At 66.2% G+C, this 20081-nt stretch carries 21 protein-coding genes and 3 riboswitches; of the genes, 7 read left to right on the forward strand and 14 right to left on the reverse strand.

What is annotated here, in order from left to right; all coding sequences use genetic code 11:
• Positions 1 to 182: 182 nt before the first annotated feature.
• Together NX068_RS18015 and NX068_RS18020 are read left to right on the forward strand one after the other, a co-directional pair.
• On the forward strand, positions 183 to 665 hold the full coding sequence (locus tag NX068_RS18015) for a vWA domain-containing protein (protein ID WP_263462647.1): 483 nt from the start codon (positions 183 to 185) through the stop codon (positions 663 to 665).
• Positions 666 to 727: 62 nt separating this feature from the next.
• A complete protein-coding gene (locus tag NX068_RS18020; RefSeq protein WP_263462648.1) occupies positions 728 to 1411 on the forward strand; it encodes an energy-coupling factor ABC transporter permease in 684 nt (227 codons plus the stop codon).
• Between the two features lie 63 nt (positions 1412 to 1474).
• Here NX068_RS18020 and NX068_RS18025 read toward each other — a convergent pair whose 3' ends face one another.
• The 14 genes from NX068_RS18025 to NX068_RS18090 all read right to left on the reverse strand — a co-directional run bounded on the left by NX068_RS18025 (position 1475) and on the right by NX068_RS18090 (position 11693).
• Positions 1475 to 1879 (reverse strand): GFA family protein, encoded by a 405-nt coding sequence (locus NX068_RS18025; RefSeq protein ID WP_263462649.1) that lies wholly within the window; start codon positions 1877 to 1879, stop codon positions 1475 to 1477.
• A gap of 93 nt (positions 1880 to 1972) precedes the next feature.
• The gene (locus NX068_RS18030; RefSeq protein ID WP_263462650.1) at positions 1973 to 2392 is read right to left on the reverse strand and encodes a type II toxin-antitoxin system VapC family toxin; all 420 of its coding nucleotides are present in this window, start codon (positions 2390 to 2392) and stop codon (positions 1973 to 1975) included.
• Positions 2389 to 2637, reverse strand: a complete 249-nt coding sequence (locus tag NX068_RS18035; protein ID WP_263462651.1) for a FitA-like ribbon-helix-helix domain-containing protein — start codon at positions 2635 to 2637, stop codon at positions 2389 to 2391. The genes NX068_RS18030 and NX068_RS18035 overlap by 4 nt, the downstream gene beginning before the upstream one ends.
• Before the next feature lie 186 nt (positions 2638 to 2823).
• Positions 2824 to 3675 (reverse strand): hypothetical protein, encoded by an 852-nt coding sequence (locus NX068_RS18040; RefSeq protein WP_263462652.1) that lies wholly within the window; start codon positions 3673 to 3675, stop codon positions 2824 to 2826.
• 102 nt (positions 3676 to 3777) lie between these two features.
• A complete protein-coding gene (locus tag NX068_RS18045) occupies positions 3778 to 4377 on the reverse strand; it encodes a GNAT family N-acetyltransferase (RefSeq protein WP_263462653.1) in 600 nt (199 codons plus the stop codon).
• A gap of 51 nt (positions 4378 to 4428) precedes the next feature.
• On the reverse strand, positions 4429 to 4668 hold the full coding sequence (locus NX068_RS18050) for a hypothetical protein (RefSeq protein WP_263462654.1): 240 nt from the start codon (positions 4666 to 4668) through the stop codon (positions 4429 to 4431).
• Between the two features lie 95 nt (positions 4669 to 4763).
• On the reverse strand, positions 4764 to 5033 hold the full coding sequence (locus NX068_RS18055; RefSeq protein WP_263462655.1) for a hypothetical protein: 270 nt from the start codon (positions 5031 to 5033) through the stop codon (positions 4764 to 4766).
• Between the two features lie 18 nt (positions 5034 to 5051).
• Positions 5052 to 5468, reverse strand: a complete 417-nt coding sequence (locus tag NX068_RS18060) for a VOC family protein (RefSeq protein ID WP_263462656.1) — start codon at positions 5466 to 5468, stop codon at positions 5052 to 5054.
• Positions 5469 to 5519: 51 nt separating this feature from the next.
• On the reverse strand, positions 5520 to 5756 hold the full coding sequence (locus NX068_RS18065; protein WP_263462657.1) for a type II toxin-antitoxin system CcdA family antitoxin: 237 nt from the start codon (positions 5754 to 5756) through the stop codon (positions 5520 to 5522).
• Between the two features lie 106 nt (positions 5757 to 5862).
• On the reverse strand, positions 5863 to 6624 hold the full coding sequence (locus NX068_RS18070; RefSeq protein ID WP_263462658.1) for a (2Fe-2S) ferredoxin domain-containing protein: 762 nt from the start codon (positions 6622 to 6624) through the stop codon (positions 5863 to 5865).
• Positions 6611 to 7417 carry an ABC transporter ATP-binding protein gene (locus tag NX068_RS18075; protein WP_263462659.1) on the reverse strand — a complete coding sequence of 269 codons (807 nt, stop codon included), beginning with the start codon at positions 7415 to 7417 and terminating at the stop codon, positions 6611 to 6613. The genes NX068_RS18070 and NX068_RS18075 overlap by 14 nt, the downstream gene beginning before the upstream one ends.
• Complete coding sequence (locus NX068_RS18080; RefSeq protein ID WP_263462660.1) at positions 7414 to 8454, reverse strand: FecCD family ABC transporter permease; 1041 nt, start codon at positions 8452 to 8454, stop codon at positions 7414 to 7416. Before NX068_RS18080 ends, NX068_RS18075 begins: the two co-directional genes overlap by 4 nt.
• A 68-nt stretch (positions 8455 to 8522) precedes the next feature.
• Positions 8523 to 9518 (reverse strand): ABC transporter substrate-binding protein, encoded by a 996-nt coding sequence (locus tag NX068_RS18085; protein WP_263462661.1) that lies wholly within the window; start codon positions 9516 to 9518, stop codon positions 8523 to 8525.
• 66 nt (positions 9519 to 9584) lie between these two features.
• Positions 9585 to 11693 carry a TonB-dependent receptor gene (locus tag NX068_RS18090; RefSeq protein WP_263462662.1) on the reverse strand — a complete coding sequence of 703 codons (2109 nt, stop codon included), beginning with the start codon at positions 11691 to 11693 and terminating at the stop codon, positions 9585 to 9587.
• Between the two features lie 140 nt (positions 11694 to 11833).
• Positions 11834 to 12151: riboswitch (cobalamin riboswitch) on the reverse strand.
• Positions 12152 to 12265: 114 nt separating this feature from the next.
• Positions 12266 to 12488: riboswitch (cobalamin riboswitch) on the forward strand.
• Between the two features lie 142 nt (positions 12489 to 12630).
• Between NX068_RS18090 and NX068_RS18095 the strand changes: the two genes are divergently transcribed.
• The 5 genes from NX068_RS18095 (at position 12631) to NX068_RS18115 (ending at position 20037) form a co-directional block, all read left to right on the forward strand.
• The gene (locus NX068_RS18095; RefSeq protein ID WP_263462663.1) at positions 12631 to 14586 is read left to right on the forward strand and encodes a TonB-dependent receptor plug domain-containing protein; all 1956 of its coding nucleotides are present in this window, start codon (positions 12631 to 12633) and stop codon (positions 14584 to 14586) included.
• 125 nt (positions 14587 to 14711) lie between these two features.
• On the forward strand, positions 14712 to 15749 hold the full coding sequence (locus tag NX068_RS18100) for an ABC transporter substrate-binding protein (protein WP_263462664.1): 1038 nt from the start codon (positions 14712 to 14714) through the stop codon (positions 15747 to 15749).
• Between the two features lie 80 nt (positions 15750 to 15829).
• Positions 15830 to 16555 carry an ABC transporter ATP-binding protein gene (locus NX068_RS18105; protein WP_263462665.1) on the forward strand — a complete coding sequence of 242 codons (726 nt, stop codon included), beginning with the start codon at positions 15830 to 15832 and terminating at the stop codon, positions 16553 to 16555.
• On the forward strand, positions 16552 to 17583 hold the full coding sequence (locus tag NX068_RS18110; RefSeq protein ID WP_263462666.1) for a FecCD family ABC transporter permease: 1032 nt from the start codon (positions 16552 to 16554) through the stop codon (positions 17581 to 17583). The genes NX068_RS18105 and NX068_RS18110 overlap by 4 nt, the downstream gene beginning before the upstream one ends.
• 38 nt (positions 17584 to 17621) lie before the next feature.
• A riboswitch (cobalamin riboswitch) is annotated at positions 17622 to 17823 on the forward strand.
• A gap of 222 nt (positions 17824 to 18045) precedes the next feature.
• The gene (locus tag NX068_RS18115) at positions 18046 to 20037 is read left to right on the forward strand and encodes a TonB-dependent receptor plug domain-containing protein (protein ID WP_263462667.1); all 1992 of its coding nucleotides are present in this window, start codon (positions 18046 to 18048) and stop codon (positions 20035 to 20037) included.
• Positions 20038 to 20081: the final 44 nt, after the last annotated feature.

A 20081-nucleotide genomic window follows, 5' to 3' on the forward strand; every position in this document is an offset into this window, starting at 1 on the left:
CGCGTCCGGCGGCCGCGCCCGGCAGGGCGACCGCCGGACGCGTTGCCAGCCCGACAAAAAAAGGCCGCCCTGGCCCGGTCGCAGGCACACGCATCGACTGGCCGCGCACGCTCGCGGCCAAGGCGAACACGACACTCGCCCCCGCCCATCTGCGCTGGCGCCCGCAGCCGGCCGGCGGCGGCGTGCTGCACTGCATCCTGCTCGACTGCTCGGCCTCGATGCTGCGCGGCAAACGCCTGTCGCTGGCCAAGGGCCTGCTGCTGCGCTGGACCGCCGAGTTCTACCGCCGCCGCGAAGACCTCGCCGTGATCGGCTTCTCCGGCGAGCAGGCGCGCGTGCTGCAGCCGCCGCGCAAGGCCGTCGCCTTCAACGAAGCCTGGATCGCCGCCATCCCCGGCGGCGGCGGCACCCCGGCGCAGTCGGCCGTCGCCCTTGCCGACGCCCTGCTGCGCAAACGCCGCCGCGCCGTACCCGAACAGCACGTCGCGCTGTGGCTGCTGACCGACGCCCGCTTCGACGACATCCCGCCGCGCCCGCGCGGTGCCGACATCTGCACGGTGGTGGATTTCGACGATCCGGCAGTCACGCTCGGCCGCGCGACACGCATCGGCGCAGCCTGGGATGCGGAAGTGGTCCGCGCAACCGATCTGCTTGGAGTCCTATGAACCGTTCCCTATTCACCTGTAGTTAGCTGCACCCAACCCGCATCATTTCCCTGGAGAAAACCATGCACATCGAACCCGGAATCGTCGAAGGCTCCAAGATGCTCCTGAGCTACGGTACCGCCGCCGCAGCACTCGCCTACACCGCCAGGACCTCGCTCGACACCATCCGGCGCGACGGCGCCGCTTCGCTGCTGCTGCGCGCCGCGCTGGCCAGCCTGCTGGTGTTCTGCTTCTTCGAGGTCTTCCCCCACCACCCGGTCGGCGTCTCGGAAGTCCACCTGATCCTCGGCACCACGCTGCTGCTGATCTTCGGCCTCGCCCCGGCGGCGATCGGGCTGGCTGGCGGCCTGCTGGCGCAAGGCCTGCTGTTCGCCTCCTTCGACCTGCCGCAGTACGGCATCAACGTCACCACCCTGCTGGTGCCGCTGTTCGCCACCGCCGTGCTGGCGAAGAAGATCATCCCCGCCGATACGCCCTACGTGGATATCCGCTACGGCCAGGCGCTGAAGCTCTCGCTCGCCTATCAGGGCGGCATCGTCGCCTGGGTCGCCTTCTGGGCCTTCTACGGCCAGGGCATCGGCGCCGACAACCTGGCGGAAGTCGTCTCCTTCGGCGCCGCCTACATGACCGTCGTCATCGTCGAGCCGCTGATCGACCTCGCCGTGCTCGCCGCGGCGAAATTCCTCAACGGCCTGCGCAACACGATGTTCGTGGAGAAGCGGCTGTACAGCGGGACGCAGGGGTAAACGACAAGGCGGCGGGCGCACGAAACGCCCGCCGCACGTTGATCAAGGGCACAGGATGAGTGGTCAACCCGCTGGACGCTCCGCGAACTGCGGCAGGGAATCGCAGATTTCGTACCAGTCTGCCTTGGAAGCAACGAAGATATGTGCCGATGGGCGCGCGGACACCAATGGTGAATCAAGCGTGCCGAGTCGCAGCCGAAGCACACCGGGCATGCTGTCCCGCTTGCTGAAGATCGGCGAGCCGCAAGTGGAACAGAACAAGCGATGGACGCCTTCTGGCGTACTGAACGATTTCAGCATCCCTTTCCCACTCATGAGTTCGAGCGCGGCCTCATCCACAGTGGCATTCGCCGCAAACACCGAGCCGCTGGCCTTGCGGCAACGGGAGCAATGACAGAAAGCCGCGGCACGAAGATCGCCACGAATCACGTACTTGACGGAACCACACAAGCAGCTACCTTCATACATTGGGAAACTCCTCGTTCTACGCGTAAACCGCTCACGATGGGCGTGTGAAACGCCGCTGTAGCCAAAAGTGATATATTGAATCCGCCTAGGAATTCAACTGTCCCAAGGATCAATGAGCTCAATTCCGCAGTCGCTGAAATCCTTGACATTGCGGGTAGCCACACTCGCCCCCCGTGACTTGGCAATAGCCGCGATCATCGCGTCGAACTGGCTGATCGGCTTTCCGGCTGCTTTGCGCGAGGCTGCAATATCGGCGTAGGCATCCGCAGCGTCGGTATCGAAGCTCAAAACCTGCCCCAGCAGGTCAATGGCAAAGATGTCCATCACCGCAGCCTGGAGCCTGACCTTGCGCTGTCCGTCAGGCAGCAACTTGACGCCATAGAGCAACTCGCCTCGCGTGACCGTCGTCGTGAAGAGTGCAGAACGTGGCTGAGCTCCGAGCCATGCCATTGGCCGGGCTGCTGGGGCCGGCCGCAGGATCTCGGAAAGCACATTGGTGTCCAGAACGATCATGTCCTGAACTCCGGAGGCGGACGAACCGCTTCACGCGGCGGCAGTTCCAGTTCGACCCCACCGAGCTCCGCCACGCGTGCGCGGATGGCTTCCACCAGCGAAGCCCCCCGCACCGGTTCGACCGACAGCGCACCACGCAGGATGTCACGCGCTTCATCTTCCATCGAGCGGCCGTGTTGCGCTGCCCGGATCCGTAGCCGGGCCTTGAGTTCGTCGTCGATGTTGCGGATGGTCATGGTTGCCATAGTCACCTCCGACCTGCAGTCAATGACTGCAGATTAGTCATTGACTGACCGTCCGGCAAGCCATACACGCTCTTGCATCTTCTTGAACTGACAACGGCCTCCGGCCTATTAATGCTGAAAGCATGGATTCGGCGATCTTGCTGCACATCCAAGCCATACCGTAATAGCCGGCCATCATCCGGCTCATCACCTGATACCGAAGGCCATCTCGGCGAGCCGCGCAAGTTCACGGTGAACCTGAAGCACGAACACTGATGCGGTGCGTGCAACCCGTGTTCCGGACCGGGCACGAAGAAGCTGTACCGGGCGGGCATCCATGCCTGCCCTTGAATCACCGTACAGTCCCGGCGGCACTCGTGTGGCCGAATACCTGCCCGATGGAGACCGCGCCCGGCGCGTAGGCGGACATGGCAGCGCCGAGGATGGCGACGCGGCAAACGGGACGATGGTGCGGCTGACGGCACTCGTGAGCCAATGCTGGGGGTCGTGACCGCGCAGATGGCGGAACAGGGCGTAGGAAAGCGCACCATCCACGAGGACTTCCGCAAAGACGACCGGCGCGATGTAGATGACGTAGAGCGATGCAATGGCGAGGCCAGCGGCAAGCGCCAGCGCGACGAGCGGAATTGCGAGTTCGTCTGCATCTTCGATAGGGCTGAGCACCTCTTTGAATGGTGCGCTGGCGCCCGTGGCCAAACCGTCTGGAGGGATTGCGATCACATCGCTTGCGCCAGATGAGGCCTCGAAGGAGGCGGATGCCCCACCACCACCGAAATCACCGCCTTCGCCACTGCGGAACTCCGGTGCCGAAGAGCCTTGCCCGCCGCCCGTATTGCCGAAACCCGGCGAGAGATCGGGCAGATCCAGATAATCCTCGGCGTTGGTGCGAAGCCAGAGCCAGACAAGGAACAGAAAGCACAGGTAGGCGCAGCAAACCGCAAGCGGGTAGCGAATAGCCATGCTGTCCAGGCCGAGCTGGAGCATCACGAAGGAGCTCAGCAAACCGAAACCGCCGGTCAAGGCTGCGATGAGCGTCATCTGGGCGCGGGGAAAGGACCGATCGAGCAGTCGCTGCCTGACCCGGGCCACAGCCAAGGAGCGGAGAAAGGCGGAAGAACGCTGTCGCATCTGCTGAATTCTTCATCGGCCGCGAGGCCGGCTCAGCAGATCGTCGAGGTGCGCGCGCACCTCCGGCCATTCGCCCTGGTGCAGGCTGTACATCACCGTGTCGCGGATGCTGCCGTCGCGTCGCAGCGCATGGCCGCGGATCACGCCATCCTTTTTCGCACCCAGGCGCTCGATCGCACGCTGGCTGGCAAAGTTGAAATTGTCGGTGCGCCAGCCGACCACGTTGCAGCCCAGGGTATCGAAAGCATGTGTCAATAGCAGCAACTTGCAGACGGTATTGACGTGCGTGCGCTGCACCCGCTTTGCGTACCAGGTGTAGCCGATTTCCAGCCGCTTCACGGCAGGCAGGATGTCGTGATAGCTCGTGGAGCCGAGGACCGTGCCGCTGACCTTGTCGATGACGGCAAAGGCAAAGCGCTGGCCTTCCTCACGGCTCTTCAGGGCTGCTTCGACATACCCGCGTGTCTCATCGGGTTCAGGCACCGACGTAACACGCAGCTTCCACAACTCTCCGTCGGCGGCGGCGGCACGCAGGCCGGCTTCATGCTCGAGAGCGAGCGGGCGGAGCTGCACGCCGTGAGCAGCGAGAACAACGGGTTCGACAAAAGCCATATGTACGCTCGAATGTCTTCCTGAATCAAACCGGTCCGGCCTGTGATCCAGTCATGGATGACGGGACTGAGCCAATGCGATCGCAGCCTGGATCGCAGCCCGAGCCTGGGGGCTGTTCTTCCACCAGGTGGAGCCGACGATGGCCGAGGCTCGAGAAACGATATCCAGCGTATTCGCTTTACTCAGATGGACCAGGGATTCGAACCCCATCTGCTCGAGGCGGGCCACCACCGTGGGGCCTACTCCCTTCACGCCCAGCAAGGCCTTACGTTCTTCAGGCGAAAATGGCACGGTATTTCTCCATCGAAGTGCAGCAGTTCCTCAGTTGCTCTCTTCTTGCTGCACAGCCGGCTCCAGCACCGGCAACGCCCCTACCAGGCACGATGTCAGCCACGAAACGGTTCCTGAGTGCGCGGAGCATCCGGCGCCTGCTCGTCCAGAGACTCACGATACCTGATGCAGCCACGCATGAAGTGCTGCCACTCTGGAACGGCTATCCTGGGTTCCACTTTCTCCGGCAGGAGCGCCCACAGCGCCGGATGGTGCCAGCACAGATCATGGCCGGTACTGTCCCTGTGCGCGCGGATGCCTTGACGCAGCTTGAGAACCTCCACGATCAGCTGCTCTCGCGACATGTCCTGCAGGTCACTGTCCATCGTCTTTCCAATACGGCATCAGTTGTCGGACGCCCATGGCGCCCCTTTCAGCTCGACGACATTTCCTTCCGGATCGCTTACATAGATCGACGGCCCCTGGCCCTCCGCCCCATAGCGGGATTCGACGGCACCCGGCTCGACGCCTTTGCTCTTCAAGTGGCGAACGATCTCCTCGGCGTCGAAGGGATCGATGCGAAGGCAGAAATGATCCAGGTTCCTGCCTTCCTTCCCCGGAGCAACTCCACCCATGCTTCCCAGGCGACCATCCACGGGAATCAGGTCTATCAGCGAATCGCCAGCCCTGAGCTGGTACAGGCCAAGCTCCTCCTGAACCCTCTCCAACGAGCAGCCAATCACGCCGACGTAGAAATCGAGCATCGCCTGGACATCGGCCACCCTGAGCACGAGGTGGTCTATATGCCTGATTTTCAGCATCTCAACGCCCCCTCTGACAAATACACGGCAAAGAAAGATCGATTGCGATCACTACGCCAGCGGCAAACCATGCTCCTGGACATAGGCGTTGGAGCTCTCCAGCGCCTCTCGATTCTCCGCCAGCCAACGCTCGCCCCTTTTCGCAGCTACTGCGCTCGCCAGCCCTGCCTCGGCTGCCTGCGAAATATCGATATGCAGCACTTCCGCCTCGGCAAGCAGCGCTTCGTCCAGCGAAACCTTGGCAGCTTTTCGCGCAATACCGGACATAGCGGATACGGTAGCAAGCATTGTCTTTTCCTCATGATGGAACGACGGACTCTCACGTCGAAGCATGGGCAGAAACACCCGACCTGTAAACCTTCACCCTCGGTTGCGCTGCACTCACCGCCTCGAATCACCCCTCGCCCCGATACACGCAACACTCCTCATCCACCGTCCCTTGATCCAGATGTTGGTCGACGATGCGGTCGATGGCCGCCTCGTCCAATTTTCCGTACCAGGTTCCATCGGGATAGACGATCATCAGCGGCCCGTGGTTGCAGGGATACTGGCAGCTGGTCTGCAGCATCATCACGGTTTTCTGCAGTTTGCCGCTGGCGCGCAGGCGGTCGCCGAGGTGCTGCCAGAGCGTGGCGCCGCCGAGCGCGGCGCAGCGCGGACCGAGGCAGAACAGCACGTGGCGTTTGTGGGGCGGAATGTTCGACCAGGCGATGGGATCGCGCTGCCAGTCGCCGCCTGCCGTATCCGCCACGTCGGGCAACGGGTCGGCGGCGCAGGCCTGGCGGGCGAGCAGCGCCGGGAGCTCCGGCAGGCTGCCGAGCGCAGGGGCAAAGGCGATCTCCGGCAGCGGCCGATCCGCCGGCTGGCGGGTGCGCCAGCGCATCGCGACCTTGTGCAGCCAACGCAGCAGGGATTTGTCGCCGGGGATGAATACCGGCTGCACGACGATCCTGCGCACACCGGCGCAGGCGTCCAGCGCTTCCGGCAGCGAAGGGGCTTCGCGGTCGACGAAGGCGGGTTCCACCCGGGTACCGGGCAGGGTCGCGCGCACGCCTTCAATCATGGATTCCATTTCTTCCCTGGCGGCGGGGCCGAGGCCACCGCGGCCGAGCAGGATGATGGCAGGCGGCGTTTGCGAAATATCAGACGGGTTCATCGGGCATGAATTCGATATGGGGCCTGCCGGTTCGCGGATGCAGGCGGATGGTGGCGCGGACGCCGTATACGCGGGCGATGGTTTCTTCGGTCAACACCTCGACGGGCGTGCCGCTCGCGGCGAGGCGACCGTTCTGCAGCAGGTAGAGCCGGTCGCAGTAGTGCGCGGCGATATGCAGCTCGTGCAAGGCGGCGATGGCGGTGACGCCCAGGCTGCGGATCAGGTTCATGATCTCGAACTGGTAGCGCACGTCGAGATGGTTGGTCGGCTCGTCGAGCACCAGCAGGCCGGCCTGCTGGGCGAGCGCACGGGCCATCAGCACGCGCTGCTTCTCACCGCCGGACAGGGTGGCGAAGCTGCGTTCGGCCATGGCCAGCACACCGGTGCGCTGCATCGCGGACTGCACGATGTCGGCATCGTGCCGGTCGTCGCGAGCGAAGGGCGATTTGTGCGGCGTGCGCCCCATCGACACCATTTCGCGCACACTGAAGCCGCCGAAATCACCACCGGCGTCGAAACCGCCGCCCTGCTCCTGCGCCAGCACCGCCATCAGGCGGGCGTTTTCGCGCGCGGAGATGTCCCATACGTCGCGGCCATCGATCGACACCGCGCCCGCCGTCGGCCGCAGGATGCGGTAGATCATGCGCAGCACGGTGGACTTGCCGCTGCCGTTGGGGCCGATCAGGCCGACCAGTTCGCCTTCGCCGACGTGCAGCGACACGTCCTCGACGATCGCCCGTGCCGTACCGGAATGGGGTGGACGCCAGCGCAGATCACGGGCCTGCAGCTTCATCGCCCCACTCCGGGCGACATGCCGCGCCGATACAGCATCCAGACGAAGAAGGGACCGCCGATCAGCGAGGTGATGATGCCCACCGGCAGCTCGGTGGGCGCGAAGGCAATGCGCGCGCCCGCATCCACCCACACCAGGAAGATGGCGCCGACCAGCGCCGCCACCGGCAGCACGCGGCGGTGCTCGGTGCCCACCAGCATGCGGGTGACGTGCGGCACCATCAGGCCGATGAAGCCGATGGCGCCGCTGACGGCCACCATCACGCCAGTCAGCAGCGACACCAGCACGAACAGGCCGCGCCGCATCCGCGTCGTGTCCACGCCCAGGGTATTGGCGGTTTCGTCGCCGGCAAGCAGGGCATTGAGCCCGCGCGCCTGCAGCAGCAGCCAGGCGATGCCCGCGACCAGCACCAGCGCCGGCAGGCCGAGCTCGTCCCAGCGCGTGCCGGCCAGGCTGCCCAGCGTCCACGACAGTACCGCATTGGCCAGTTCCCGCTGCCCGGCGGTCAGCGTGACGAGGCTGGTGATGCCGCTGAGGCAATAGCCGATCGCCACCCCGCCCAGGATCAGCCGCGGCGCCAGCAGCCTGCCGCTGCTGTGCGCCAGCCAATACACCGCGACGCAGGCCAGCAGCGCACCGGAGAACGCGCCCAGCGGCAAGGCATAGATGCCGGCGAAGCCTAGCACACCATAGGCCAGCACCATCACCGCGCCGACCGAGGCGCCGGACGACACGCCGAGCAGATAGGGGTCGGCCAGCGGGTTGCGCACCATCGCCTGCATGGTCACGCCGACCACCGCCAGCCCGGCGCCCACCAGCGCCGCCAGCAGCACGCGCGGCATGCGTATCAGCCACACGATCTGATGCTGGGCATGCGTCCATTCGCCCGGCGCCGAACCCAGCCCCAGCCCCAGCGCAAGCTCGTGGCCGGCGATGCGCCAGACGCTGGCCGGCGAGATATCCACCGGCCCCAGGGTGATGCCGAAGGTGATCGAGAGCAGCAGCAGACCGGACAGCGCAAGCATCAGCACCGGCATGCGCCGCCGCCGTGCGGAAAGGACGTCCGCGGCTTCCCCCCTTCGGACTGGCAGTACGTCCTGCTGCCTCACTGCATCCGTCCGGGATGGAAGGCCTGCGCCAGCGTGCGCACCCGCGCGACGTTGCTCGGCCCCGGCGTGGCCTCGGCATAGGTGAGGACGACGTAATTCCCGCGCCGGATCGCTTCGACTTCGGACAGCTCGGGCCTGGAGCGCAGGAAGTCGATCTTGCCCTGCGGGCCGGGGTGGTCGTAGTCGATGATCACGATCCACTCGGGATTGCGCTCGACGACGTCCTCCCAGTTGCCGCGCGGCCAGTTGCTGGGAATGTCGTCGAAGATATTGCTTCCCCCGGCCGCTTCGATCATGGCATTGGGCATGCCGAAACGGCCGGCGGTGGTGAATGCGTCGGTGCCGCCGTCATAGACGAACACCTTCGGGCGCGATTCGATGTCTTCCAGGGCATCGGTGACGGCCTGCAGCTCGGCGCGCTGCTGCTCGACCAGAGCCTGGGCGCGCTGTTCGATGCGGAAGATCCGGCCGAGATTGAGCATGTCGTTGAAGGTGTCCTCCAGCGACACCCGGGTGCGCGCCACCTTGCGCACGCAGGACTCGGTCAGGATGTAGGACTGGATGCCGAACTCCCGCAAGGCCGCCGGCGTCACCTCGCCTTCGCGGAAGCCGTAGCTCCAGCCGGCGAAGACGAAATCGGCCTGGGCGCCGACGATCGCCTCGATGTTCATGCCTTTCCGGGACAACTCGGGCACGCGGGCCAGTTGCTCGCGGTATTCCGGCGCGATGTTCTTGTTGCCGCGGATGCCGCTGTAGCCGACCAGGGTATCGCCGAGGCCGAGATACAGGAACATCTCGGTGATGTTGACGTCGTGCGTGACGACCCGCTGCGGCACGCTGTCGTAGCGCACCGTTTCGCCGCACACGTCGATGCTGACCGGCTGCACCCGATCTTCGGCCACCGGCGGCGCGGACACGGCCGGCGGCGCATCCGGCGCACAGGCGGCCAACGCATTCACACCCATCACCAGCAGAAAACGATTGATCCACATAACTGCTTCCCAAACGGCCATGCCGCTACTGGCCGTGCCGGCACGATACCGGCACGGCCGCAGGCATCAGAACTTCATTTCGGCAATCAACTCCACCCTGCGGTCGTCGCCCATGACGAAGTTGCCGCCATAGGAAGCCGCCGCATAGACCTTGTCGGTCAGGTTGCGGCCGAGCAGGCGCAGCGTGGTGTTCTGGTCGTATTGCCAACTGATGGCGGCGTCGAACACGGTGTAGGACGGCAGCGTCAGCGAGTTTGCGTTGTTGGCGTAACGCTTGCCGACGTAGCGCGCACCCAGCGAAGCCTGCCAGTCGCCGACCTGGTAATGGCCCCACAGGTTGGCGATGTTGCGGGCCACGTTGCTCGGCCGGTTGCCGGCACGGTCGGCGCCGCCGGCTTCGACCAGTTCGTCGAACTCGGCATCGATCAGTGCGTAGTTGCCTTCGAACATCAACTGCCGGGTCGGCCGCAGCACTGCAGTCAACTCGATGCCCTTCGAATGCTGGCTGCCGCCCTGCACCGAGATCGCCGGCTGCACCGGGTCGCGGGTGATGATGTCGTCCTTCTCGATGCGGTAGATCGCCGCCGTCCATTCGCCGAGGCCCTGGCCGAACTGCTGCTTCAGGCCCACTTCGACCTGCTTCGCCGAAGCGAGCTTGAACGCGCTGTTGGCCAGGCTCAGCGACAGCATGTTGTCGATCGGGTCGTAGCCCTTGCTGAGCTGGCCATAGACGCTGAGATCGTCGCTGACGAAGTGCGTCAGCCCCAGCCGCCACGACGTGCCGGACAGCTTCTTGCCGAAGGACACGCCGGTCAGCCGGTCGCGGCGGTCGTAGTCGCTCAGGTCGCGGCGCGCGCCGAACAGCAACTGCCACTTGTCGCTGAAGCGCCAGGCGTCCTCGAAGTAGAAGGCGTGCTGGGTGGTGTCGGTATCGGTCTTGGGCTGGGTGACGCCCGGGTTCACCCACAGACCATGGACCGGATCGCGCGCCGAGACGCTGGACGAGCCGCCGTAGGGCGCGTTGTTGGAAAGCCGCAGATCGGCCTGCGAGTATTCCCAGCCGAGCACCGCCTTGTGCTGGCCGGCGGTGATCGTCGCCTCCAAACGGTTACCCGTCTGCTCCAGGTCGTGGAAGATTTCCAGGTAATCGGAGCGCGACACCCTGTCCGTCGCGGGGTCGTAGCGATAGCCCTCGACGTTCTTCCAGTGCCGGTCGGAGGCGAAGTGATAGACCTCGTTGCGGATGCTCAGCCACTCGTTGGCCGTCCATTCGGCCCGCGCGCGCAGGCGGGTGTCCTCGTAGCGGACGACGCCGTCGGTGACGTTGTAGTTCTCGTGGCGCAGATGCTTCAGCACCTTGCCGTTGTAGACCGGCGTGCCCCAGTAGTCCCCCGGCTTCTGCTCGCTGAAGTCGGCCAGCAGTTCGAAGCGCAGATCGCTCGACGGCTGCAGGCGCAGCGTGCTCATGACCTTGCCGCCCTGCGAACGCGCATAGTCGCGCTTGGCATCCGACTGGTGGCCATAGACGTCGACGCGATAGCTGGCGATCTCGCCGATGGGGCCGGTGGCGCCCAGGCCCAGGCGATAGGTATCGTACTGGCCCAGGCCCAGCAGCAATTCGGTGGAGCGCTCGCGGCTGGGCTGCTTGCGCACCGCGTTGATGACGGCACCCGCCGTGCCGGCGCCGGAGACGATCGAAGCCGGGCCGCGCAGCACTTCGATGCGCTCGTAACCCCAACTGGTATTGGGATAGTTGATCGTGCCGGCGGCGGTGCCGATGCGCGCGCCGTCTTCGGCGACACCGACCGAGTTGACGCCCGCGAAACCGCGCGCGGAAAACGACAGGCCGCCGTTGCCGCCGGTGCCCTGCGAAGTCAGGCCGGTCGTGCGGGTGACGGCCTCGACGACGCCGAAGTCGCCGCGCCGGCGCATCGTGTCGGCATCCATCTGCTCCAGGCTGGCAGGCAGCTCCTGCGCGGACAGGCCGGTGCGGCTGCCGGTGGCGGACGGCCGGTTCAGGCCCAGGCTGCCGTCGGGCACGGCCGTCACCTCCACCGGCGGCAAGGTCGTTTGCGCCACGGCGGGCGCGGACAGGAATGCCGCCAGCAGGGCGAAGGGGAGCGGGCGAAGCTTCGCCGGGCTACGGCGGGAAACACAAGATTTGGTGAGTTTCATGGTCAGATCGCAGTGCTGACCGTCCGGACATGCGCAGCGGCACACCACGTCACCCGATGCACACGACATCCGGACCACCTGGAGCCACCACCTGCTTCCCCGCAGACGGTCTGTTGCCAAAAGCCGCGCATCCAACGCGGGATGCACGGCGCCAACAGGCCGGTCTCCGGGCTTGCACAGCGTATCCGGGCGCGCAGCGCCGGATACCGGACTCACCGCCTTCCCGATGCGTTCGCGCGCTTCCTCGGCGGAAGCCACGTGGCGCATCAGTGGCTGGCCCGGGCGTCGATCGCTCGACGGCCGGAGCCGGGGTGAATCCCGATGTGCTTACCGTTGCGGGGGCAGCCAAGGCCTTGCGCAGCCGGAACGACGATCGCTCCGGCCGCACGCACCTTGTTCCCGTTTAACCGGGCGCCCCATCGAAGGAGCCGCCCGGCACCTGTAGTCCTCATCGATCGCAGCGCACACAGGCGCGCAGCCGCATCGACGTGGCGGGCAGTATAGCTCCACGGCAACACCGATGGCTGACAGCCGGGGGCACGAGCTTGCGACGCCACATCCGATTGCGTATGCTCGCCGCCACTTGATCCGGTGTCCGTCCACGCAGCCGCGTGGCCGGGTGAAACGGGAAGTCCGGTAAGCGAAGCTCGTCAGCCTCGCCATCCCGGCGCAGCCCCCGCTGCTGTAAACCTTTCAGATGCCGCCATCCATGCCACTGGGCCATTCAGTTGCCCGGGAAGGCGGCGGCATCGGTCGAAGGCGAGCCAGAAGACCGGCCGGATCAGGAAGAAGTACCAACTCCGGGGTGTGGGTTGTCCGTCTTTTGTGCGCGTGCCGGCAGAAGCTTTCTCCGTCGCATGCCGCAATCGTCTGCTGTCGCCGCAGGGACGCACGGTCTGCACGTACTTTTTGCCGTTTGCAGGCGATGCGACACATCATGAAAACTTCCATTCCTCAAGGCCTCCGCTCCGCGCTGGCGCTTTCCGGCGCGGCCTTGTGCCAGCCGCTGTGGGCCGTGACGCCCACCGTCACGCTCAACAGCGTCGTGATCGAGGCGCCATCGGTGGAGACCACCACCACCGCCGAACTGGCCCAGTTCGGCAGCAAGACCGAAATCGTCACCCGCGAGCAGATCGAGCGCGCCGGCCCCAGCGCGGACGTGGCGCGGGTGCTGCAGATGTACGTGCCCGGCCTGTTCATCGCGCCCAAGAACGGCCCCTTCGACTACACCGCGGTGTCGCTGCTGGGCGGCCGCACCGACGACACGCTGATCCTGCTCGACGGCGTGCGCCTCAACAACCGCCTGTACGGCGGCATCTACATCGACACGCTGCCGGCCGCCGCAGTGGAACGCATCGAAGTGCTCAAGGGCGGGCAGAGCCTGTTCTTCGGCACCCAGGCCATTTCCGGCGTCATCAACATCGTCACCCGCCGCGCCCAGAGCCGCGAGTATTCCGGCCAGGCCAGCCTCGGCGTGGACACTTTCGGCGGCATCAATGCCGAAGGCCGCGTCGAGCGCGTGTTCGAGAACGGCCTCGGCGCATTCGAGTTCCTCGCTTTCGCCAGCCACAACGAATCCGACGGCTACGAACCCTATCGCCGCAGCGACACCACGGCGACGCTGAGCAAGCGCAAGCGCGCCTACGAAGTCACCACGGTCGGCGCCAAGCTGGCGCAGAACTTCGGCAGCAATGCGCGCGCCGAGCTGTTCTACCAATACACCGATGCCGATCTCGATTTCGCCCGGCCGACGCAGAACCGCGACACGCGCAACGTCCGCGATCATCACATCCTGACGGCGACCTTCGAGCATGCGCCGAGCGACAGCTTCCGCTATTTCGTCAAGGGCCACTTCAACAAGTGGGACACCGATTACACCCGCGTCTACAACCTGCCGGGCGGCGGCATCAGCGTGATCAACGACAAGGACTACTGGGGCTTCAAGGACTGGGGCGTGCAGGCCCAGGCCACCGCCGTGCTGCCCGGCGCGCACGAACTGGTGTTCGGCGTGGACAGCCAGCGCTATCGCGCCCGCGACGACATCACCGAAGTCCATGACCACCAGGCCGAAGCCTATGGCGCCTACGTGCAGTTCCGCCCGGTGTTCAAGTCCATGCCGCAGTGGCAGCCGGCCGTCGGCGTGCGCCACGAGAAGATGAGCGGCGGCGGCAGCGCCACGGTGTGGAACCTCAGCTCGCGCTACCAGCTCGACGACCAGTGGGCCTTGCGCGGCCAGATCGGCACCGCCTTCAAGCTGCCCACCGCCTACCAGCTTTACTCCTTCGAGGACGGCCTGCTGGGCAATACCGGCCTGAAGCCCGAGCGCAGCCGCAACATCGAGCTGGGTTTCGACTGGGTGTCGCGCAGCTCCAACCTGCCGCTGCGCCTGTCGTCCACGGTGTTCAAGCGCAAGGTCGAAGACCTCATTTCCGTCGTCGGCGGACAGTACAACAACAGCAAGGGCGAAATCGACGTGAAGGGCATCGAATTCGACGGCCAGTTCCAGTTGACCCGCAACTGGGGCATCGGCGGCGATTACACCCGCACCATCAGCGAGGCGCAGAACGGCTCCCGCCTGACCGGCGTGCCGGCCTGGATGGCGCGGGCGCGCGTCAATTTCGACAGCAACGATGCCCGCTTCGGCGGCGAAGTGGCGTGGCGCTTCATCGCCGACATCGCCCACAACGCCACCGTCGAATACGGTCGTTATGCCGTCGTCGATGCCAGCGCGTACTACTATCTGGACGCCGCGCGCAGCCACAAGCTGAGCCTGCTGGTGGAGAACCTGTTCGACCGCGACTACGGCACCGCGCTGATCACCAACGGCAGCCGCCTGGTGCCGCAACTCGGCCGGCCGCTGAACGCCGAGCTGCGCTACACCTACCGTTTCTGACTCACCCGCGCCAGACGCCGCCCGCTGCGTTGCGGGCGGCCTGCCGAGGCTTCCACTCGGCCATCCACACTCCACGGCCGCCGCACATGACGTTGCCGGCATGCCGAACACTCACGAAACGCACCGTGCCCATCATTCCGTCCGCCCTGCCAGCCACCTTCCTGTCCGCCTGCCGCTCCCTGGCTCAAAAGCTCGCGCCAGCGCTGCTGCTTGCGCCGGCATTGGTCTCCGGCACGCCCGCACACGGTGCGAGCACGGACGATGCGGCACCGCTGCACTATCGCAACTGCGGCCAGGAATGGCAGTTGCCGCGTCCACCGCAACGCATCATCGCGCTGAACCAGCATGCCGCCGACCTCGTGCTGGCACTGGACGGCCAGGACCGCTTGATCGGCGTCAGTTGGCTCGACGACGATGCCGAAGCAGCAGCCAGCGGCCTATACCAGGGCGTGCCGGTCATCGCCCGCCGCTACCCGTCGCTGGAGGCCGTGCTCGCCCATGAAAGCGATTTCCTCGTCGCCGGCTTCGCCACCGCCTTCATGCCTGGACGCGGACCGGGCACACGCGATGCGCTGAATGCCGAACGCATCGGCAGCTATCTCATCGAGGAAGCCTGCGATCCCATGCAGCACACTGCCGATGCTTTTGGCGACGTGCTCCACGATCTGCGGACGATGGGCCGGCTGCTCGGCGCGGAGCAGCGGGCGCAAACCCTGGCCGACAGGTTTTCCTCGCAGCTCGCGGCGGCACGCGGTCAACCGCTGCCGCGACCGGTGAATGTGCTGGTGTTCGACAGCGATCTGCGCGCGCCCATCGTCGAAGGTGGGCGCGGTTTCGTCACCGCCATGCTGTCGCTCAGCGGTGCCCGCAACGTCTTCGACGACCTCGATCTCAGCCGCGGGAACGTGTCCTGGGAACAGGTCGTGGCGCGCTCGCCGGACGTGATCGTGCTGATCGATGCCAACTGGTCGAGCGCCGCCGACAAGCGCAGCTTCCTGCTGCACGACCCCATCCTGTCGGCCCTGCCGGCCGTGCGCGACGGCCGCTTCATCGAATTGCGCTTCACCGCGGCCGTGCCCGGCATCAAGAGCGGCGAAGTGCTGGAACGCCTGACACGCGAACTGCACGCCGTGGCAGCCAAGTTGCCTCCCGCGGCGCAATGAGCATGTCGGGCGCGGCCCCTGCCGGGCCTTTGCTTCAGGCCCACGCCCTCGCCTGGCACAGCAGACCGGGGCAGGCGATCGTGAGCGGCATCAGTTTCGCGCTGCAGCCCGGCGAAGTATTGGGCGTGCTCGGCCCCAATGGCGCCGGCAAGACCACCTTGCTGCGCCTGCTGTACCGCCATCTGCGGCCGAGCGCCGGCCAGGTGCAGCTTCGCGGCACGGACATCTGGCGCTGGACGGCACGCGACTTCGCCCGCGAGGTGGCGGTCGTGCCGCAGGACACACCGGCCGATTTCGCCCTGAGCGTGCGTGACATCGTCGCCACCGGCAGGCTGCCGCGAATCGGCCGCTGGCAGTGGTGGGACAGCAGCCACGATGGCGCCGTGGCGCGCGCGCTGGCCGCCTTCGAACTCGACGCCCTCGCCGACACCCGCTTCGCCCTGCTGTCCGGCGGCGAGCGCCAGCGCGTGCTGTTTGCCCGCGCGCTGGTGCGCGATCCCGTGTTGCTGCTGCTCGACGAGCCCACCAACCATCTGGACATCCGCCACCAGCTCGATGCGCTGGAGAAAATGCGGGCGCTGGGACTGAGCGCGGTTGTCTCGCTGCACGATCTCAATCTCGCCGCACGCTACTGCGACCGCGTGCTGGTGCTCGCCAGAGGCACCACGGTGGCCTGCGGAACACCGGCGGAAGTACTGCAGCCCGGCCTGCTGAGGGAGGTCTTCGGCGTCGATAGCGAAGTGCTGGACGATCCGCGCACCGGGCGCCCCTGGCTGGCGTTCTACCCGTCGAAGCCTGCGCCATGAACCGCCTTTCCGCCCGTCCCGTGCCGTATCCGCTGCGATTGTCGCTCCTGGCCGCATGCACGCTGGCGCTCGCCGTCGGCACGTTGCTCAAGGGTACGCTCAGCTTCACGCCGGCACAGTTGTACGAGTTGCTGCACGCGGCAATGCACGGCGATCCCTCCGGCGTGCTGGACAGCCCATCGGCCCGCATCCTGCTGGGGCTGCGCATTCCGCGCATGCTGCTCGCCTTCCTGGTCGGAGCAGGGCTGGCCGTGGCCGGCGCAGTGCTGCAGGCCGGCACGCGAAACCAGCTCGCCGACCCCTACCTGTTCGGCCTGTCTGCCGGGGCGACGCTCGGCGTGGTCGGCCTGATCACGCTGGCCGGTGCCTCGGTCGGCACCACCTCCATTGCCCTGGCCGCGTTCTGCGGCGCCACGCTGGCGCTGCTGCTGGTCGCCGGCTCTGCCTTTCCTCGGCGGGGCGAAGCGCCGGAAAGGCTGGTGCTGGCCGGCGTCGCGGTGGCCTTCCTGCTCTCGGCGGCGAGCAACTTCCTGATCTACTGGGGCGGCCGCGAGGTGGCGCAGTCGGCGCTGTTCTGGGCGCTCGGCAGCCTGGGCGGCGCGCGCTGGCCGATGCTGGCGCTGCCCGCCGCAGTGGTCGCCGCCGGCTTCCTGTACTGCCTGTACCACGGCCGCCAGCTCGATGCCCTGACGATGGGCGAGGAAAGCGCCACCACGCTGGGCATCGACGTTCGCCGCACCCGGCTCGCGCTGCTGCTGGTGGCGACGCTGATGACCGCAGTGCTGGTTTCCCAGGCCGGCGCAATCGGCTTCGTCGGGCTGGTCGTGCCGCATCTGGCACGCTATCTGGCCGGCGGCGCGCATCTGCGCCTGCTGCCGGCCTGTGCGCTGCTCGGCGGCGCCCTGCTGATCGCCGCGGACTGGCTGGCACGCGTCATCGTCGCGCCATCCGATCTGCCGGTCGGCATCATCACTGCCGGCATCGGTGGCATCTACTTCCTGCTGATGCTCCACAGCCAGCGGCGTTGAGCAAGCCCGATTTCTTGACAAGCGTGCATGGATACCCAATAGTCGCGCCCAGCATTGCGCGCCCGCCTCCGTCATCGGAAGCACCGGGCTGAAAAGGGAACACGGTGGAAATCCGTGGCTGTCCTCGCAACTGTAAGCGCCGAGCGGATCGTCGGCATACCACTGCCCGGGTACGGGTGGGAAGGTGACGATCAGCGTTGAGGCGTGAGTCAGGAGACCTGCCAATGCAAGTTACTGCGCCATCGAGCGAGGGCTCTGGGTGGACGGCCATGCCGCTGCAGTAGCGTAAACATTTGTTTTGTTTACACTTACCGCAACGGATGGCGTCGATCTCATCTTGTTCGCAGTGTTGTTCCGCATCGTCCGGCCAGCGCCGGGCAACATGGCCGTGGGCACAGCCCGTGGCCGGGAATGCCTGTGAAACCATTCCGTCGCGGCGAGTTCCTTCTGGAGCCTGACCCGATGAGACATCCCCTGCTGGGCGCCGCCACCGCGCTCGTTCTGCTGCCGGCCGCACATGCCGCCGACGCCTCCCTGGCCGGCGTGGTGGTGGAAGCCACCAAGCTGGAGAAATCGCAGTTCACGATGACCCAGTCCGCCTCGGTGGTCGAGGAAGAAGACATCGTCCGCGGCGGCTACACCGACGTCGCCGAGGTGCTGCGCAGCCTCGCCGGCATCGAATTCAAGCAGGTCGGCGGCCCCGGCCAATACACCTACCTACGGATGCGCGGCTTCGGCGCCGGCCACGTGCTGGTGGTGGTCGACGGCATGACGCTGAACCAGGCCGGCTCCGGCGACGTCGGCAGCCTGCTGGGTCAGATCGACCCGTCGACCATCTCGCGCATCGAAGTGCTGCGCGGCCCGCAGGCCGTGCTGTACGGCGCCAACGCCACCGCCGGGGTGATCTCCATCACCACCAAGCGCGGCAGCCAGGAACCGCGGCTGTCGATCGCGGCCGAAGCCGGCTCGCTCGGCTGGCGCAAGCTCAAGGGCAACTGGCAACACGTGACGGAGCTGGGCGACGGCCAGTTGCGCAGTTCGGTGTTCGCCTCCAAAACCGACAGCGACGGCGTGCATCGGCACGAGGAATTCAAGGACGAAGAGCTCCAGCTCTCGCTCGACTACCGCTCGGCGAACTTCGACGCAGGGCTGTCGGCCTGGCATGCCGACAACCGCTTCAGCTTCGCCCATCTGACCGAAGTCACCCGCAGCAGCGGGCATCCGACCTACTGGGCGAGCCAGTTGCCCGACCCCAACGCTTATAACGACACCCGTACCCGACTCGTCAGTGCCTACCTCGAACACCGTCTCAGCGACCGCCTCAGCCACCGCCTGGAAGCGGGCTGGACCGAATCGCGGCGCAAGACGCTGGACCGCGACGACGGCCTGCTGGGCTACGTCACCGCACCGTGGGATGGTTTCTCCCCCGACTGGATGAATTTCTACAACCGGGGCGACGCGGTACCGATCTTCGACAACGGCAGCCCGCAAGCTGCTTATTACAAGGACAAGAGCACCGAGTTCGACTACAGCCTGCGCTACGAGGCCGGCGGCCTGAAGGCGCTGGCCGGCATCGAACTGTACGAATCGGACGCCAGGCAGTGGGGGCAATATGGTGAGCTGGACGGCGATACCGACCGCAAGTCCTTCTATCTCAACGGCGAATACGCGGTGGGCGCAAGCGGCCTGACGCTGGCTGCCGGCCTGCGCCATGACGATTACGACGTCTGGGGCGACAAGACCACCGGCAGCGTCGGCGCCAGCTACCAGCTCGGCTCGGTGACGCTGTTCGCCAACCACGGCACCAGCTATCGCGCACCGACGCTGCAGCAGTTGTTCAACCCCAACTACGGCAGCACCTCGCTCAGCCCCGAAAACGGCCGCAGCACGGAGATCGGCATCCGCCAACTGGTGCCGGACACCGGCTTCAGTTGGGAAGCGACCGCCTGGCATTCGCGCGTCAAGGACGTCGTGATCTACGACGCCAGCATTGCCAACCCGAGCAATCCATTCGGCGGTTTCGGCCGCTACGCCAATGCCGACCAGCAGCGCACTCGCGGCCTCGAGCTGAGCTTCGCCTGGGCGCTGGACGAAGCCTGGACGCTCAAGGGCAACTACACCTACACCGACTCGCATACCCGCAAGGCCGGGGCCGACTACGCCCGCACGGTGCTGATCGCCCGCCACAAGGCCAACCTCGGCGCCTTCTACGCCAGCGGCCCGCTGAGCGCCGGCGTCAACGCCTACTACACCGGCCGCCGGCTGGACTGGACACAGCGCGACTGGGTGGATGACTACGTCCGCGTCGACGCCTCCGCCCGCTATGCGCTCAACAAGGACACGGCGGTGTACGCCCGCGTCGAGAACCTGTTCGACGCCGACGTTTCCGAAGGCCTCGGCTACGAGCAGCCCGGCGTCTACGGCATCGTCGGCATCGAGTACCGCTTCTTCTGAAGCAGTCGACCACCATCCGCGGGGGGGGGGCGCCCCCGGGGGGG

The organism is Thauera carbonicopians (assembly GCF_025699485.1).
GTDB lineage: Bacteria > Pseudomonadota > Gammaproteobacteria > Burkholderiales > Rhodocyclaceae > Thauera.

Bases quoted from the DNA above. Each gene is read 5' to 3' on its own strand.
- NX068_RS18055 (WP_263462655.1), bottom strand. From the start codon at position 5,033: ATGGACAGTGACCTGCAGGACATGTCGCGAGAGCAGCTGATCGTGGAG.
- NX068_RS18020 (WP_263462648.1), top strand. From the start codon at position 728: ATGCACATCGAACCCGGAATCGTCGAAGGCTCCAAGATGCTCCTGAGC.
- NX068_RS18075 (WP_263462659.1), bottom strand. From the start codon at position 7,417: ATGAAGCTGCAGGCCCGTGATCTGCGCTGGCGTCCACCCCATTCCGGT.
- NX068_RS18035 (WP_263462651.1), bottom strand. From the start codon at position 2,637: ATGGCAACCATGACCATCCGCAACATCGACGACGAACTCAAGGCCCGG.
- NX068_RS18025 (WP_263462649.1), bottom strand. From the start codon at position 1,879: ATGTATGAAGGTAGCTGCTTGTGTGGTTCCGTCAAGTACGTGATTCGT.
- NX068_RS18085 (WP_263462661.1), bottom strand. From the start codon at position 9,518: ATGTGGATCAATCGTTTTCTGCTGGTGATGGGTGTGAATGCGTTGGCC.
- NX068_RS18045 (WP_263462653.1), bottom strand. From the start codon at position 4,377: ATGGCTTTTGTCGAACCCGTTGTTCTCGCTGCTCACGGCGTGCAGCTC.
- NX068_RS18065 (WP_263462657.1), bottom strand. From the start codon at position 5,756: ATGCTTGCTACCGTATCCGCTATGTCCGGTATTGCGCGAAAAGCTGCC.
- NX068_RS18080 (WP_263462660.1), bottom strand. From the start codon at position 8,454: ATGCCGGTGCTGATGCTTGCGCTGTCCGGTCTGCTGCTGCTCTCGATC.
- NX068_RS18060 (WP_263462656.1), bottom strand. From the start codon at position 5,468: ATGCTGAAAATCAGGCATATAGACCACCTCGTGCTCAGGGTGGCCGAT.
- NX068_RS18090 (WP_263462662.1), bottom strand. From the start codon at position 11,693: ATGAAACTCACCAAATCTTGTGTTTCCCGCCGTAGCCCGGCGAAGCTT.
- NX068_RS18070 (WP_263462658.1), bottom strand. From the start codon at position 6,624: ATGAACCCGTCTGATATTTCGCAAACGCCGCCTGCCATCATCCTGCTC.
- NX068_RS18040 (WP_263462652.1), bottom strand. From the start codon at position 3,675: ATGACGCTCATCGCAGCCTTGACCGGCGGTTTCGGTTTGCTGAGCTCC.
- NX068_RS18115 (WP_263462667.1), top strand. From the start codon at position 18,046: ATGAGACATCCCCTGCTGGGCGCCGCCACCGCGCTCGTTCTGCTGCCG.
- NX068_RS18110 (WP_263462666.1), top strand. From the start codon at position 16,552: ATGAACCGCCTTTCCGCCCGTCCCGTGCCGTATCCGCTGCGATTGTCG.
- NX068_RS18095 (WP_263462663.1), top strand. From the start codon at position 12,631: ATGAAAACTTCCATTCCTCAAGGCCTCCGCTCCGCGCTGGCGCTTTCC.
- NX068_RS18030 (WP_263462650.1), bottom strand. From the start codon at position 2,392: ATGATCGTTCTGGACACCAATGTGCTTTCCGAGATCCTGCGGCCGGCC.